We start from the raw sequence: 14,561 nt of genomic DNA, 5'->3' as shown, positions 1-14,561 counted from the left end.
GTGGGAGGTCAGGAACCGGGATAGACCGCGACCACGCCGCGGGTGCGGAACACCCCGTGCCCGTCAGACGCCACATAGACCGGAACCTCGGACGCTGCGGGCAGCGCCTTGGCCGCTCCGCTGCGCAGACTGACACGAGCCGAGTCGCGATCGGGCGTGTCCGTCCCGTCCTGGGCGATCGGCAGCCGCCCATACAGGGACGTGGCGTCCGTGTCATCGGTGACGTGCACGATGCCGTACGCCGTGCCGTCATCGGCCACGGCGGTCAGATCGATGCCCTTGGTGCTGGTGGTGCTGGTGAAGCAGCGCCCGCGGCCGGTGGCAAGGTCGAACCCGGCTTGCCCGGAGACGAGGAAGTCACCGTTCGGCGAAAGGTGGGTGGAGGACTGCGCGGACCCGGGCTGAAGGGTGAGCGCATCGGCGGACGTACAGCTCACCTGCGACTTGATCTTCCCCGTCGCGAGATCGTGCACCGCCAGGATGGTCTTCTTCGTGTCGGAGAGCGCGGGCGGGTCGGTCTGCGTGTCGCTGGTGTGCCAGGCGGCCACCAAGTACGGTCCGGTGACCGCGAGCGGGATACCGACGTGCATGCCGCTGGGGGCCACGCTGGTGCTGGTCCAGGCGCCACCGACCTGAAATCCGTACGTGCACGGGGTGCCGCCGTCGGTCCACTGGTCGCAGCCGCCCTGCTGCTGGAAGGCCGAGACGACGCCCAGGGACGTGGCGAAGGCCGGAGAAGCCTGTACGGCGCAGGCCCCCGAGCCGCAGCCGGAAACCGTCACCGACGTCTTCTCCACGGTGCGCTGGACGCCCGTGGCCGCGTCGATCGCAACGGCCTTCTCATGCACGCCGTCGGTCACCGGGCCGACCAGAAAGCCGGAATCGGTGGCCATGAAGGAGGCAGCCGTGTCGTCGGGCGCCGACAGGTCGAGGTGATGGGCGGCGGTCGCCTTGCCGGCCGATGCCGCCGCGATCACATCGATCGTCGTCGTGCGGCGCGACGTGCTCAGGCCGCTTCCGCTGGTCATGCCCTGGCGGGCCAGCACCACCTTCTCCCCGGGCTTGCCCTCCTGAACGAAGACACCGGCACGCACGCCCGCGAGGGCCTTGGGGGTGAAGGTCCACACGGTCTTGCCGCTGGCGAGAGCGAAGGCACGCACACGCGAGCCGTCGGCGGCTGCCTGAATCACCAGTCCGCTCTTGGGAGCGACGGCGACAAGAGGGAAGCCACTGGATCCCGGCTCGACATCGCTGGCCTCGGGGCTCGCCGACGTGCTCCAGCCGGTCTCCGTGGCGAAACCGTCCGGGACCGGGACCGGGAGCCGGACCGGCGCCGCGGCCTTGTGCGTCGCCCCGGCAGTCGGATCTGCCTTGCCGCCCGAATCGCTGCTGCAGCCAGCCAGCGCGCCGAGGACAAGTGCAGCCATTCCCGCAGCGAGGGCCAGGTGCGGTACGCGGCTCGATCTTGTTGCCGAGGACGCGCTACCCGCACCGGTCGGCACGGGTATGGAGCAGTCAGTCATCAAGTCCTCCGTTCTGGGACGTGCATCGCAGGCGGTCGAAGCCACACTCTCACACCTTTCGATACCCCCAGGGGGTATTTTGCGGCGGGGTTGGCTCGACAGTCGGCCGACTTCTGCACAAGGGGAAGCCGCCGTTCGGTGACGTTAGAGGTGAACGGCGCGGATGACGGGCGACATCGCCGCAACTAGTCAACCAATGCGTGTACTTGACGCATCACCAAAGGAGAACGGACTACATGGCCAGCACCCCCCGGCCCGATTTCGCGCGAGTGGCGCGCCTGCGAGGCGCCGAGCAGGGAATGATCGACGAAGCCGCCCGCCAGGGACTCATGCCCGAGGACATCGCTCACGCGCTCACCGCGCCAGGCGTGAGCGACCTTCTCCTGTTCCAGGGGTTCGAGGTAGTAACGGATCTTGGCGCTCTCGCGGGACCCGGATCGGGCGTCGTTGACGTTCCCCGTCATCTGGTCGACGGAGACGTGCCCGCGCTCGTGGACGTGGCGGACGCGGCACTGTGTGCCGTGCTGTACCGCAGACTCCTGGTACGAGGAACCGCGACCGAGCAGGCAGCGCTGATCAACCGCGATGTTCTGCTGCGGCTGTGGCCACGACGGCTCGCACCGCAGTCCGTCGCGCAGGTGTGGGAGCGACGCTTCCCGGAGCTGACCGCAGCGTGAACACCGACGCAATGATCACGGTCGCCCGGATCGTACTCACCGCCTGCGGCCGGAAGGGCTACCACCTCTCCGGATCGCTGGCACTCCATGCCCTGGGCATCGCCGGGGCCCGCCCCGCACACGACATCGACGTGTTCACAGACCAGGTCCAAGACGCTCCGGCAGTGAGGGCAGCTGTTGTCGCCGCGCTGACCGCTCAGGGTTACCGAGTCGAGGAAACACGGACCTGGGCGTATCACCCGGTCGCGCAATGCGACCAGAACAGCGACCTGCTGGCCACACACGCCCTCTACGGCAGCGTCACCATTCAACTCGCCCGCATGACCCGTTACTTCGACACCGTCACCGTCGACGGCATACCGGTCGCTGCTGTCGGCGATCTTCTCTACGCCAAGATTGAGGCACCGGAACATCGCCTCAACGCCAAGGACTTCGTGGACCTCTCGGTGCTGACCCGGCACATTGGACTCGGCGACGTCGACTCCTACCTGGTGGACTACGTAAGGGGCATGGCGGGCCTCCATCAGATCCCCGAGGCGCAGATGCGCGAAGAGCTGTACGTGCGCCTGGCACAGGTTGCTGACATCCCGGACGCGGCGTTCACCGCATACGGAGTAGAGCCGCAGGCCGTGAAACGCCTGCGTGCCGACCTGCTGGCCTGGGCAGACCGGATCGCGTCGGCCGAGCTGAACGCGAGCCGCCTGGACCCGGGCGTGGCCGCCGGTATGGAGGTCCTGAACCAGGCAGACGTCCTGGCCGCTCTCGTGCGTTTGGCACGCGCGGAGTCCCTGGCGTTGCTGAGCCCGCCGGAGCTGAGCAACCGGCGCGGCGAGGCCATGGTCAGAGCTATGACCGCCTCCCACGCGCTCCGGCAGCTGACCGAGCAACTCCCCGAAGGAACGCCTGTTCCCCCAGAAGCCGCTGACGCGGCGCAACGCGTCGAGGAGCTCGTCGAAGAGGTGCAACGCATCACGCTGGAGATTCAACGGCGCTTGCGGCTCACCGAACGCCAGCGGGCGGAAGAGGCCGTCCTACGGCGTGCTCTGGCCGAGGAACTCGATTCCGACGAGACCCAAGACCCCCACCAGACGGCGATTCAGATGATGCTAAAGATCGTCCGGCGTCGTCGTCACAGCAAGGCAGAGGAAGAACTGCAGCACCACCGGCCCACGACCGGACCCAGTTACGGAGGAGTGCAGAGATGACCACACCCTTCAAAGCTGACCGAGCCGATCGCGTACGACTCGCGGACAAGTCACTGCCGCTCATCGTGCTTCGAGAACACGCCACCGACTACGCACCCCTCTTCGCCCGCGCCAGGGCGGAGGTGGGCCACGGCCAATGCCTCTGCCAGACACCAGCACTCCGCCTGGTCATACGGTGCAGTCGGGCCGGCCGCTACCACCTGGCCGGCTGGCCGGGCGAAGGCGAACTACACGACCCCAGCTGCAGTTTCCACAAACTCGCCTCAGAACTGACCGGACGCGACGGTTACAGCACGGAAGCCATCCACGAGTCCGACGACGGCGTCGCTATCCGCTTTTCCGCCGCACTCGCCCGCAAGCTCAGCGCCCCGGAGCCGGCCACAACCTCCACCGAACAACGAGAAGGCCGTGCCCGCCGCACCGTCGGCCTGCTTGGCCTCCTCCACTGGCTGTGGGAGGAAACCCAACTCACCGCCTGGCATCCTCGCTGGCGACGACGCACCTGGTGGGTCTGCCACGCCCGACTGAGCGAGCAGATCGCCGGATGCTCCATCAACCACGAGGAGTTGACCGAGGCCCTGTACGTCGTGCCTCCCTTCCGGGAGCAGTACGCCCGCCGCAACATCGCCGCCTTCGAGACGTTCCGCATCGCCCGCCTGAAGCGTCGGGGAGACACACAGCGCCGGGGACTCATCCTCGGCGAAATCCGAGACGTCAAACCGACCCGCTACGGCATCCGATACGCGCTGGCTCACCATCACGGCGCCCTGTTCGCTTCCACGGCGCTCGACGAACGGCTTCGCCGCTCATACCGCCCTGCCTTCTCCGCAGCCGCGGACGAACACGGAGCCCGCCGGATCGGCTTGTTCCTGGTCGAACTCAGCCCGAAGGGCAACGTCAGGGTGGTGGACATGGCTGCCATGCTGGTCAGCAAGCTCTATATACCCGCCGACTCCAGCCACGAAGTCATCATGGCCAACGCTCTCACCGACGCCGGACGTGCCTACGTCAAACCGGTTCGATACGACGGAAGCGATCTCGTATTTCCCGACTTCGTCCTCACCGATGACCAACCCCACTCCTACGTCGAGGTGTATGGCATCCACGGCAGGGAGTCGTACGACCAGCGCAAGCGCGTGAAGCAGGCGCACTACCAGCGCCAAGGTGCTGCGTTGATCGAGTGGGACGTTGCCTACTCGCTTCCTGACGTTCGGCGTCGCGGGATTGCGGGAGGATGAAGGAGGTATTCGAACCTGGCTCCGCCCACGATTCCGTGAATGATCTCCGGGTTGCCTGATTCGGCCCTGCCGATCACCTGCTCGCGGCCAGGAAGGCTGCGACGCGGGAGAAGGCCGTAGCCTATTACAGGCCGACGCGACCTTGTCCCGGCCCGAAGCTGCGGCTGAGCGGGCCGAACAACGCGTGACTAGGCGGGATGCAGAGCCGGGGCTCGAAACGCCATCATAGGCCGAATACAGTGACCGTTCCCTGCGCCTGCTTCCGCGAGCGCCCCGCAGTGCCGCCACGAGGTCCCATGAACCAGCGCCGCAGTAGCCCGCCCGCCCCCGCCGGCGCCATTTCCGTCCTCGCCTCCTGGCCTCGGCTCGACGACTGGGCCGGCTCCAAGCCGAAGCATCCGCTGCGGAGTGATTACGAGGGCCTTCCCGGGCAACGCGCCGCGCTCAGTGTGCTTGAGGACGTCATCGTCGACCTGGAGGCTGCCGGCCCTCCCGGTCTCGGCGGCAAACGCAAGCAGCTGAAGACGGCCAGTTCCTGGCAGGACTGCCTTGACATCCGCACCGAGCTGCTCGTCGCAGCGAAGCTCCTCGCAGCCGCGATCCCCTTCGTCTTTCTGCCCACCACCGGATCCCCGCAGCCGGACATCGAGATCAACAGCGGCGCGCTGCGCCTTGAGGTCACGAACCGGTGGGTCCCCGGCCGCAGTTCCCTCGAAGAGACCCTTGAAGCCCAGCTCAAGGGCACCGGATTCACGATCGGGATTCTCTGCAGCACTGAACCGGCCCGCATCACGGACGATCAGCGCGGGCAGATCTGCGATGCGGTGGCCGCGCAGGTCGCGACAGGCACGGCGTTCACGCTGGAGGAGGATGTGGTTGGGACCGGCGGTCGCACCGCGACGCTGACGATCACCGGTACCCCCGGCCCAGCCGGGGCAGAGCTAGTGACGTGGGAGGTCGCCAGCGCCGAGCTGACTGACCACATGGCCGACGTCGAGGCCTACTTGCGCAACAAATTGACTGACATCCAGAAGAACGCCCAGGCCCAAGCGGCAGCGACCGTGCTGATCATTGAGGCCAGCCGGACCGGAAACGGGTGGGTGCGGCCCGATTGGGTCTGGGACAGCAAGCTGCAGGCGCTGCTTGACTCGACAGTCTCGAACTTTGTCGGCCTCGTGGTCGTGTTCACGGACCTGGTAAGCCGAGACCTGCGCGCCATTTCAGCAGCCGACGCCAGCGCCACACCAGCCATTCAAACGATCATCGGGGAGGTACAGGCTGCTCTTGCCACTCCGCATCCCGCGCCGAAAGTGGCGCTACTGGTGCGGATCTGGCGGCGGATCCGGGAGCGCTTCGCGGCCCGGGCCCTGGAGCGGCATCTGGCGCGCCTTCGTAACAGTCCGCAGTAGGTCCAGTCAGTGACCCGGGTGGAGGCGTCACCTCGCCAGGTAACTCTGCCCTGTCAATCCCCTCGGACTGTGGAGATCTTCTAAGCGGCCAGCTCCAAGGCGGAGTTGGCTCGGTGGTCGTGTTCGTAGTCGATCGGACTCCGGTAACCGCACACGCTGTGTAGTCGGTGTGTGTTGTAGAAGGCGGTGATCCAGGTCGCGATCCTCAGGCGGGCCTCGGTGCGGGTGGCGAAGGTGTGCCGATGGACGTACTCGACCTTGAGTACGCTGTTGAACGCCTCGCTGACGGCGTTGTCGAAACACGACCCGACCCGGCCCATGGACTGCGTCACGCCCAGACGCCGGCAGGCCCAGCGGAAGCGCCGGGACACATATTCGCTGCCCCTGTCGCTGTGGAAGATGACGCCCTTGACGTCGCCGCCACGGGTGGCCGCGGCCATGTTCAAGGACGCAACGACGAGTTCTGCGTCGTGACGTGCACCCATCGCGTAGCCGAGCAGGCGGCGCGAGAACAGGTCGATGACGGTGGCCAGATACAGCTTGCCCTCACCGGTGGCGATCTCCGTCATGTCGCCACACCACACCTGATCTGGAGCGTCGGCGGTGAAGTCGCGGCGGACAAAGTCCGCGAACGCGGGCCGTTTGCCGGGGCGGGTCAGCCCGCCCCGTCGGCGGATCTTCCGTCCGGCCAGGCCGAGTTCGGCCATGAGACGCGCGACGGTGTTCACCGAGACGCGCCAGCCGGCGCGGATCAGGAGGAGCCAGACCTTCGGAGAACCGTAGGTGCCGCCGGACTTCTCGAAGATCTGTCGGATCGCGTCGGCCAACTGTCCTCGCCGCACTTCACGAGCGGTGGTGGTCTTGTCGCGCCACTTGTAGAACCAGGACTCCGACACTCCCAGAACCCGGCAGGCCAGGCGGTGCGGGACGTGGTGCTCGGCCCTCTGGTTACCGATGAACGCGGCCAGGGCGGCCGGGTCCGTTCCGGTCACTTCACCCAGAGGACCATGCATCGCTTGAGGACATCACGCTCCATCTCCAGCTCGCGGATCCGCTTGTTCTTCTCCGCCGCATCCCGCCGCAGCCGCTCCAACTCGGCCCGCTCGGCTTCGCGCAGCCGCCCGCCCGGTGCGGGCTCGGCAGGCTGGTCGGACGACGCCGACCCGTTGCGCCGCCACCGTGACACCCAGCTGTGCAGCGTGCCGGAATGCACACCGAGCTCCTCGGCGACCTCCGGGATCGGCCTGCCCGTCTCGATCACAATGCGTACAGCACCCTCACGAAACTCAGGCGTGTACGTGCGTTGCTTGGACCCCATGAACCCCAACTTCCCCTGCAATCACGGACTCCACGCTAAGAGGGGAGGGACAGCCCAGCCATCAGGCGCGGGTGCCTGAGAATCCAGGGGTGGGGCCGCAGCTGGTAGACGGGTTCACGACTAAGATCACTCGTCGCCCTACCAGGAGCTTCGCCCGGCTCTGTTCACCCTGCGGTGATGCCCGGCACATCGGGTGCGAGCTGCCGCCAGGCCTCGTTGAGGCGCGCGAGCCGGTCCGCGGCGGGCGATGCCGTGCAGAGACGCGACCCTGCCGTCGCTGACTTCGAACGCCACGGCGCCCACGACCCGGTCGTCGAACACGGCGAGGACGGCTGGGGAGCTGTTGACCAGCGCGATGTGGAACGCGGGGAAGCCTCCGGCCGGCCGCCGCTTCGCCGCCGTGGGCTTGAAGCCGGCCCGCACGCAGGCGGCGATGCGCTCGCAGGTGTCGTACTGCAGCAGCCGCTTTGCCAGTCCGTAGCCGTCCGAGCCCGCAGTCGCATCGTCGGTGAGCTGCCGACACGTTCCGGCAGACCCTCTACGAGATGGACATGATTGACCTCGCTTGGTACGAGGCCGTCCGCGCCCCAGCCACGGGCGCGTTGAGATCCTCAACGCCCGCTTCGTGAGCGCCGCGACGGCCAAGCGTCAACCGGACAAGACCTTCCAGATGGCCGCACGTTCGGCCTTGAACACCGAGACCTGACTCGACATAGACGATCTGGCCTGCCTGGCCATCGCCTCAGTCTGCGACCAATTCACCCGCCATCAGGGCTCGTATCGCTTCTTCGAGGATCGCTGTGTATCGCCTGAGTTCGTGATTCTCCTGGACCAGCGGGCTGTCGCGGTCTGGGCGCGCTGCGAAGGCCTCGTCCATCTCGTGCAGGCGGGCCTCCAGTTCCGACTGTTCGGGTGCTCGTCCGGACGCTACGGCCAGCCGGGCGGCTCGCCGGGCGGCGAACTGCGTGAGGAGTTCACGCTGTTCTTCGGTGAGCCCTTCATTGGTGGTGACGTTCTCGTTCTTCTCGTCCATTCCTTCATCTCCTCACTCACGTTCCCGGTCCTCTGCGTGGTCCCGGGTTGGGGCCGCGGCGCCGGTGATGGTTCTGTTCGTCCTGTACGGTGTCGGCTCGCCGCCGGCGGACGGCGTCGTCAGCCGGTACGCCAGGTGTGACGGGGGCCAGGCCGCGCCGGGCTCGTTCGGCGTCTCGGTGGGCGCGGACTTCTGCCAGGCGCTGCTGGATGCGGGAGCGCTGGAAGAGCGTCATGGCCTCGTGCAGCTCGGACCACTGCTCTCGTTCTTCGGCCTCATCAGGAGTCTCTCCCAAAGGCTCGTCGGAGTCGATCTGGTTCAGCATCCGATAGGCGGCTAGAGCTGCGACGAGTTGCTGCCACTGCTCCTGCTGAGCGGTGTCCTCGGAGTCCGGCGAAGGAATCTGCTCGACCCACTCCTCGATGGGTTCCTGCCCTTCCAGTGCCCGACGCAGGGCGAGTTCGGCGAATGCTGCGGCGGCGGCCGATACCGCCTCCCGGTCTTCCGGCTCGGTCATGAGTGTGTCGAGCAGCCGGTACTGGAAGTTCTCGGCGGTGCGGGCGGCGATCCGCATCCCGCCGGACGGTTCGTTGGGTCGATGGCGCGCGGCGGCGGACGCGCGGGCGCGGCGGCCGACCTCGGCGATGCGCTGCTGGAAGATTTCCCAGGCATGGGCGTCGCGGGGATCAGTCGGCTGCTCGCCAATGGCGGGAACGTCGTCGGCCAGAGCGTGACGGATGCGCCACACATCGGCCACCGCGGCCGTGCGCTCCCACTGTTCGCGAAGGTCGGTTCCCGCGACGGGGACCGGGCCGAGGACTTGGGCCCACGGCGGCGGGGACTTGGCCAGGGCAAGCCCCATCTGCTCCAGCCGGTTGGAGAGCACGAAGCGCCGCTCGACAAGGTGTTGACGCCAGCCCTCCGGTGTGTCCATGTCCCTGACGGCGGCCGAGGGAGCGATCCAGTCGGGCAGGTGACCGCTGTTGTCCAGGACCGGTGCTGGACCGTGCGGGAGCGCGTCGCGCAGCCGTTGTTCGGCTCGGATCCTGGCGGCGATGAGCTGGGCGCGCTTGAGTCGTTCCCGGGCCGTGTCCTGGCGGTGGAGGTTGGCAGTGCGCTCGGCGCGCGTGGCTGCCACGGGCCGGCGGGAGGTGTGGTCGCCGCCACGACCGGGTTCGCGCTGCCAGTCTTCGCGCAGCCGTTCGCGTGCGGGCATCGCCCTACGCAGCCGCTGCTCGCGCCGCAGCAGGGCGTGTTCCGCAGCAGCGGTGCGTTCGGCTTCGTGGTCCCCTTTGTGTTCCGCGCGGCGGATTCGGGCCCGTACCTGGGCAACGGCCGCTGCGAGTTGGGCCCGGGTGAGGTGCCCGTGTGCCCGGTCGGGCCAGGCGGGATAGGGAAGTCCGTTTGCCACGATGGGCCGGGGCTGGCCGTCGACGGCGGCGTCCGCACGCAGCAGTTCCTCCAGGGCGGTCCGCCGGTGCTGCTCGGCGAGTTCCAGAAGACGCTGGAGCTGCTCCGTGCTGAGCGTCTTCAGCGGGCGGCTGCCGCCGGGCTGGGCCTCCGTGCGGGCGACGCGTTCGATTGCCTGCTGTCCCGCTTCGACGCGGTAGTCGATGCGCCAGGCGAGCACGGCAGCCGGGTCGTCCGCGTCCGCGAAGTCCCTTTCGTCGAAGGCGACCCGGATGAGCCGACCGAGGTCCCACCCTTCGGCTTCGGCGGCCCGCAGTGAGCGCTCGGCGACCTCCCAGGCGTCCGCGGCAATGAACATCTCGGCCTCGGGTCCAAGGACACGGCGGGTAAGGCTCTGCAGGCGCTGGCTGGTGGCGCGGGCGTAGACGTCGGTGTATTCGGCGACGAACTGGCTGATGCTGTAGGCGCGTTCCTGCTCGGCCTCGATCATCTCGTGAGCGGAGATGGAGGCCTGGCTGCTGTGGGCCACGGTGTCCAGCACGTCGCGCATGTTCTGTGCGTCGTCGGTGACGACATAGATGTGGTTGGACTGGCTCCCTCGGGTCGCCTCGACGTACGCAGCTTCCCGCGAGGTGCGCGCGCTGATGAGGCCGTGGGCGGCTGCCACCGTGATGCCCTGAGCGCGGTGTGTGGTGTACGCGTACCCGAGTTCGGCGTGCCGGCGCAGGTAGCCGCGCTGCAGAACGATCCGTCCGCCGTGGCCGGTGTGTCGGACGTGGACGTTTCCGCGCCGGTCGATCCGCTCGATCAGCCACTGGTCGCCGTTCTTGACATAGTCGCGGCCCCCGAGCAGGGAGAGTTTGCGCTGGTTCTTCCGGGTCACGATGACGTCGCCGACCGCGGCTTGGAGCTCGTCGCGCAACCGCGTGGTCCGGCTCAAGTCGAGTCGGCCCGACGCGAGTTGGAAGGCCTGGGCCCGCAGGTTGAGTTCGCGGACCATCTCCGCGTCGTCGGCCATCATCAGTGCGTTCAGACCGGCCTCGACGTCTCGTTGCCACCCGGCGAAGACAGCACTGAGCATTTCCTCGCGGCTGCCGCCCACGATCCGGCCCTGGTCCAGGTGCCAGCTCCAGGCATCAGCCGGATCACCATCGCGCAGGACAAGGGTGGCCGCCCCCTCGCCCTCGGTCTGGAAGCGGTGGAGCTCTTCCAGCTCTACCACGCCCACAGCGCGGGCGAGTTGGCGCAGCAGGCCTCCCGACTCGATCGAACCGAGCTGCGCGGGGTCTCCGATGAGCCGGACCAGGGCGCCGGCGGACTCGGCCTCGGCCACCACGCGCGCGAGGTTCCGTGTACCGGCCATGCCCGCCTCGTCGACCACGATCACGTCGCCCGGGCGCAGCGCGTATTCCTCCGAGACGGTCTTCCGGCGCTTGCTGCTGCGGCGTTTCAACACGCGGTGGACGATGCTGCCTTCGGTCAGCTGATCGCGCTGGGCGAGCCAGCCGTGCAGCGTGTACGCCGTGGTGTCGAGATCGCCTTCGATGACCTTCATCGCGCGTGAGGAGGGGGCAAGAAGTATGAGCCGTCCGCCCCCGGCGGCCACCGCGTCGCGGACGAGCTGGAGTGCAGTGGTCTTGCCCGCGCCGGCGGGGCCGATGCCGCCGACGACGAGGCGGTCGGAGCAGGCGAACACCTTCGCGAGCCGGCGCTGTCCGGCATCGAGCTCATGGCCCTGGAAGTGGTCGGCGACCTCCGCGAACCGGTCCCCGGCGAGCGCGGGGACCACCACGGTGCGCGCGGCGTTCAAGACCCGGTCTTCTGCGGCCAGGACCTCACGCGAGGTGTACAGGACGGACTCGCGGCGCCGGTAGATGCTCGTGCCGTCTGCCCGCAGAAGAGGCGCGAACGGCCGGTGCAGGTCGGGCGGCGTGATGCTCAGCGAACCATGCGCCAGCACGCGTTCGGTGATGCGCTCGGCGAGCCTGTCGGCCGCTGAGCTGCGACCTCGGGTGAGCCGCACGACGTGGCGTCGCGACTCGGCCAGCACATGCCGCTCGCCCCATACCGCTCGTGCATCGGACACCACGGCAAGGACTTCCTCAGCGGCCTGCACCACGTCGATCTCCGTCAGGTCACCGGGTTCGGACGCCGCGACCTGCGCCGTACGCAGCAGCGCGTCAACCCGCTCGCGGCCGACGGCGGCGATGGCCTGCCTGCGCCATGCCGCCCGCAACTGCGCCAGGGACCGCCCCTTCTTCTTGGCCGGTCTGGTCTCCAGCGTGGCCTGCTGGATGAGGGCCATCCGGGCCGCAGTCCCCGGCTCCTTGCCGTGCTTCTGGCGGTAGGCCTGAAGCAGTTCCTCCAGCCGCGTGCCGATGTCCCGCGTGCGCTTCGAATGCGGCTCCAGCACCCCGCGGTCGAAACCCTTGATCCCTATGACCGGGCGCTTGCCCGGGGTGACCTCACGCTCCTCGGCCTCCAGGCCGAGACGCGCGCACACCTTCTCGACCACGACCTGGTTGTAGAACTCGGAGGCGGCAACTCCCATCGCGTACAGCAGCTTCCCGTCGATCGAGCGCCACTTGCCGTCGGCCCCGAGGACCTTGTTCGCCACGACCAGGTGATGGTGGAGAAGGGGTTCGCCGAGCCGGTTGTCGTAGTGCTTGAAGAGGGAAGCGACGAGTCCGCCCCGCACGTCCTCCTGGGCAATGCCGTTGATGCCCGTGCGGGTGGCGAGCGCGTGCTCCTCGATCCAGCCGATCGTCTCAAGGACCGCTTCCTCGTCGCACTCCATCGTGATCCGGCAGACGTCTTCGTCACCCTCACCGAACAGCCCCTTGCCGATCTCCTCCGGAGGACGCAGGACCAGGTCGTATCCCACGACCGCCTGCTGCTTCGAGGCGGTGTTGGCGCTGATGTAGCGGGCGAGTTCCTCGGCATTCTTGGGTGAGCGGCCGAAGTCCGCCCGGAAGGCGATGGCGCCGACCTTGGCGCGCACCTTCCTGCGCTCATCGGCGGTGGACTCCCCTCCCTTGCGGGCTTCGAGGGCCTCGATCTCGTCCTGGATCTTCGCTGCGAGGGGGCCGGCGGTTTGGTCGTAGCGGTAGAAGCGGCGTCCCAGCCGTGCCCGGCGGGTGGCCTCGGCAGGTGAGAGTCCTTCGGCCACGGCCGTCTTGATGATCTCGTCCGCGTTCGGGTGCAGTCCCTCGCCGTACAGGGCTTCCATCTGCGGCTCGGTCACCGTGCCGAAGACGCCGAGTTCCGCGATTCCGCCGCCCACCCATACGCCCGGCGGATTTCCCTCCGCCGTGTAGTAATCGCCCAGGTCACGGTCTACGGAACGGCGCACATCTCCGGTGACCGTCTCGCTCATGTAATAGCGATAGCCATCCCCAGCTGAGAGCTTGTGGATGGTCATCATGCACTCAGATTACCTTGTGTCATTGTGAATGCAAGAGCTTTGACCGTGAAGAAGGGGGGTGCAGGGAAGGGGAGTTGGCGAGCGAGGAACGAGCCGAGCCAACGAGCCGACCTGCACCGTCCTTCTTCACGGACCGCGAAGCGCTCCCGGTTTTCCGCAGGTCCGCTCTCCTGAGTGGACCTGCGGAAAACCCGCAGTTCGCGTTATCCACAGGCAAGATCAAGTGATTCAGATTGCCTCTGAATGCCTCTGGATGCGTCATTCAGAGAAGACCTCAAATTCCCCATGCGGGAAGCGTGGATTCATCGGCCACAATGACCCAGAACCCATCGTTCAGGGGAGGCGAGTTGGATGGCTCAACGGAGTCCGCGGAAATCAGCGCGGGAGGTTGACGCCCGCGAGCGAGTGCGCGCACGCCGGGCGGCGCACTGGGAGCGGGAACGGCGACTGGAGGACCTGGCCACCGACTACGAACTGGCAGCGCAGGAGATCGAGGACGTCACTACGGAGGCCGAGGAGAAGATCGCCGCGTACGCCGCCCGGCTGCGCGGCCAGGCCAGGACCGCGGAGGAGGAGCTGCGGGACCGGCAGGCCCGGAGCGTCGGACAGATGCTTCAGCTCGACGGCGTCCGTTCCGTCGCCGACCGGCTCGGCGAGTCCGTGGAGACCATCCGCAAGGTCGCCGCCGCCGAATCCGCCAGCACGCAGGAAGACCCTGCGCCGGATCAGAGCTCCGCACCGGCCGCGACTACCGCGCGCGAGACACCGACCGGCCAGCCTGTTACCGCCTCGGCCATGCACACGGATACACCGCATGAGCCGCCCCTGTCCGGGCCGGCCGAGGAACGCGCGGCCTCGACGCGAGAGGAGAAGGGATGACACCCAACGCGGTGGCCGAACAGCCGATCGAGGACATCAGCCCCGAGTGGATCGGTCTCCTGATGGAGGTGGAGGACGAAGGAGGAACGACGATCGGCTTCCGCCTCGGCCGCTACGAGAGGACCACGGCCGACGGCAAACCCATGTGGCGCCTCTACAGTGACCAACCCGCCTGGAGCGTCACCCTGTACGCGGGGACCAAGCTCCGCTGTGTACCCCCGGCACCCGCTCCCGGGAGCCAGACCGGCCCGTACCCGCAGCAGCCGGTACCGGCCGCCCACCCCGCACCGCAGGTACCCCAGTACCCCGTATCAGCTCCGCCGGGGCCGACTGTTCGAAGCCCGCAGTCCTGGGTGAACCAGCCGCCGCGCCCATAGGCAGCGTCGGCACAGGCAGCGAACGAACAAAGCCGCGGGCCCCCGCACCGACTCAGAGGACGTCGGTG

General features: G+C 67.9%; 11 protein-coding genes and 1 pseudogene. 6 read left to right on the top strand and 6 right to left on the bottom strand.

Translation table 11 applies throughout. The annotated features are described in order from the left end of the window. Positions 1–8: 8 nt before the first annotated feature. On the bottom strand, positions 9–1,427 hold the full coding sequence (locus tag EDD90_RS10090) for a hypothetical protein (RefSeq protein ID WP_260327775.1): 1,419 nt from the start codon (positions 1,425–1,427) through the stop codon (positions 9–11). 332 nt (positions 1,428–1,759) lie between these two features. Here EDD90_RS10090 and EDD90_RS10085 point away from each other — a divergent pair, with 332 nt between their 5' ends. The 4 genes from EDD90_RS10085 (at position 1,760) to EDD90_RS10070 (ending at position 6,052) form a co-directional block, all read left to right on the top strand. Further along, on the top strand, positions 1,760–2,200 hold the full coding sequence (locus EDD90_RS10085; protein WP_123972729.1) for a hypothetical protein: 441 nt from the start codon (positions 1,760–1,762) through the stop codon (positions 2,198–2,200). Between the two features lie 11 nt (positions 2,201–2,211). Further along, on the top strand, positions 2,212–3,405 hold the full coding sequence (locus tag EDD90_RS10080) for a hypothetical protein (RefSeq protein ID WP_123972728.1): 1,194 nt from the start codon (positions 2,212–2,214) through the stop codon (positions 3,403–3,405). After that, positions 3,402–4,643 carry a DUF1173 family protein gene (locus EDD90_RS10075; protein WP_123972727.1) on the top strand — a complete coding sequence of 414 codons (1,242 nt, stop codon included), beginning with the start codon at positions 3,402–3,404 and terminating at the stop codon, positions 4,641–4,643. The genes EDD90_RS10080 and EDD90_RS10075 overlap by 4 nt, the downstream gene beginning before the upstream one ends. A gap of 296 nt (positions 4,644–4,939) precedes the next feature. Continuing rightward, a complete protein-coding gene (locus tag EDD90_RS10070; RefSeq protein ID WP_123972726.1) occupies positions 4,940–6,052 on the top strand; it encodes a hypothetical protein in 1,113 nt (370 codons plus the stop codon). A gap of 80 nt (positions 6,053–6,132) precedes the next feature. Here EDD90_RS10070 and EDD90_RS10065 read toward each other — a convergent pair whose 3' ends face one another. The 5 genes and pseudogenes from EDD90_RS10065 to mobF all read right to left on the bottom strand — a co-directional run bounded on the left by EDD90_RS10065 (position 6,133) and on the right by mobF (position 13,234). Continuing rightward, positions 6,133–7,044, bottom strand: coding sequence for an IS3 family transposase (locus EDD90_RS10065; protein WP_221305085.1), 912 nt, complete (start codon positions 7,042–7,044; stop codon positions 6,133–6,135). After that, positions 7,041–7,370 (bottom strand): transposase, encoded by a 330-nt coding sequence (locus tag EDD90_RS10060; RefSeq protein WP_123972376.1) that lies wholly within the window; start codon positions 7,368–7,370, stop codon positions 7,041–7,043. Before EDD90_RS10060 ends, EDD90_RS10065 begins: the two co-directional genes overlap by 4 nt. 164 nt (positions 7,371–7,534) lie before the next feature. Beyond that, positions 7,535–7,883, bottom strand: a pseudogene (locus EDD90_RS57075) (RNA polymerase subunit sigma-70); the annotation flags it as partial. A gap of 229 nt (positions 7,884–8,112) precedes the next feature. Then, positions 8,113–8,403: a hypothetical protein gene (locus EDD90_RS10050; RefSeq protein ID WP_123972724.1), complete on the bottom strand. Its 291-nt coding sequence runs from the start codon at positions 8,401–8,403 to the stop codon at positions 8,113–8,115. 16 nt (positions 8,404–8,419) lie between these two features. Continuing rightward, positions 8,420–13,234, bottom strand: coding sequence for a MobF family relaxase (mobF, locus tag EDD90_RS10045; RefSeq protein WP_260328704.1), 4,815 nt, complete (start codon positions 13,232–13,234; stop codon positions 8,420–8,422). Between the two features lie 408 nt (positions 13,235–13,642). Here mobF and EDD90_RS10040 point away from each other — a divergent pair, with 408 nt between their 5' ends. Next, entirely contained in the window at positions 13,643–14,116 is a 474-nt protein-coding gene (locus EDD90_RS10040; protein WP_123972722.1) for a hypothetical protein, read from the top strand. Further along, entirely contained in the window at positions 14,113–14,493 is a 381-nt protein-coding gene (locus EDD90_RS10035) for a hypothetical protein (RefSeq protein ID WP_123972721.1), read from the top strand. The genes EDD90_RS10040 and EDD90_RS10035 overlap by 4 nt, the downstream gene beginning before the upstream one ends. Positions 14,494–14,561 lie beyond the last annotated feature (68 nt).

Origin of the sequence: Streptomyces sp. Ag109_O5-1 (assembly GCF_003814875.1) — a bacterium.
Classification (GTDB): domain Bacteria; phylum Actinomycetota; class Actinomycetes; order Streptomycetales; family Streptomycetaceae; genus Streptomyces; species Streptomyces sasae.
The sequence above is the reverse complement of the archived record's forward strand: the minus strand, read 5'-3'. Positions and strand labels throughout refer to the sequence as shown.

Bases quoted from the DNA above. Each gene is read 5' to 3' on its own strand.
- EDD90_RS10090 (WP_260327775.1), bottom strand. From the start codon at position 1,427: ATGGCTGCACTTGTCCTCGGCGCGCTGGCTGGCTGCAGCAGCGATTCG.
- EDD90_RS10085 (WP_123972729.1), top strand. From the start codon at position 1,760: ATGGCCAGCACCCCCCGGCCCGATTTCGCGCGAGTGGCGCGCCTGCGA.
- EDD90_RS10080 (WP_123972728.1), top strand. From the start codon at position 2,212: ATGATCACGGTCGCCCGGATCGTACTCACCGCCTGCGGCCGGAAGGGC.
- EDD90_RS10075 (WP_123972727.1), top strand. From the start codon at position 3,402: ATGACCACACCCTTCAAAGCTGACCGAGCCGATCGCGTACGACTCGCG.
- EDD90_RS10070 (WP_123972726.1), top strand. From the start codon at position 4,940: ATGAACCAGCGCCGCAGTAGCCCGCCCGCCCCCGCCGGCGCCATTTCC.
- EDD90_RS10060 (WP_123972376.1), bottom strand. From the start codon at position 7,370: ATGGGGTCCAAGCAACGCACGTACACGCCTGAGTTTCGTGAGGGTGCT.
- EDD90_RS10050 (WP_123972724.1), bottom strand. From the start codon at position 8,403: ATGGACGAGAAGAACGAGAACGTCACCACCAATGAAGGGCTCACCGAA.
- mobF (WP_260328704.1), bottom strand. From the start codon at position 13,234: ATGACCATCCACAAGCTCTCAGCTGGGGATGGCTATCGCTATTACATG.
- EDD90_RS10035 (WP_123972721.1), top strand. From the start codon at position 14,113: ATGACACCCAACGCGGTGGCCGAACAGCCGATCGAGGACATCAGCCCC.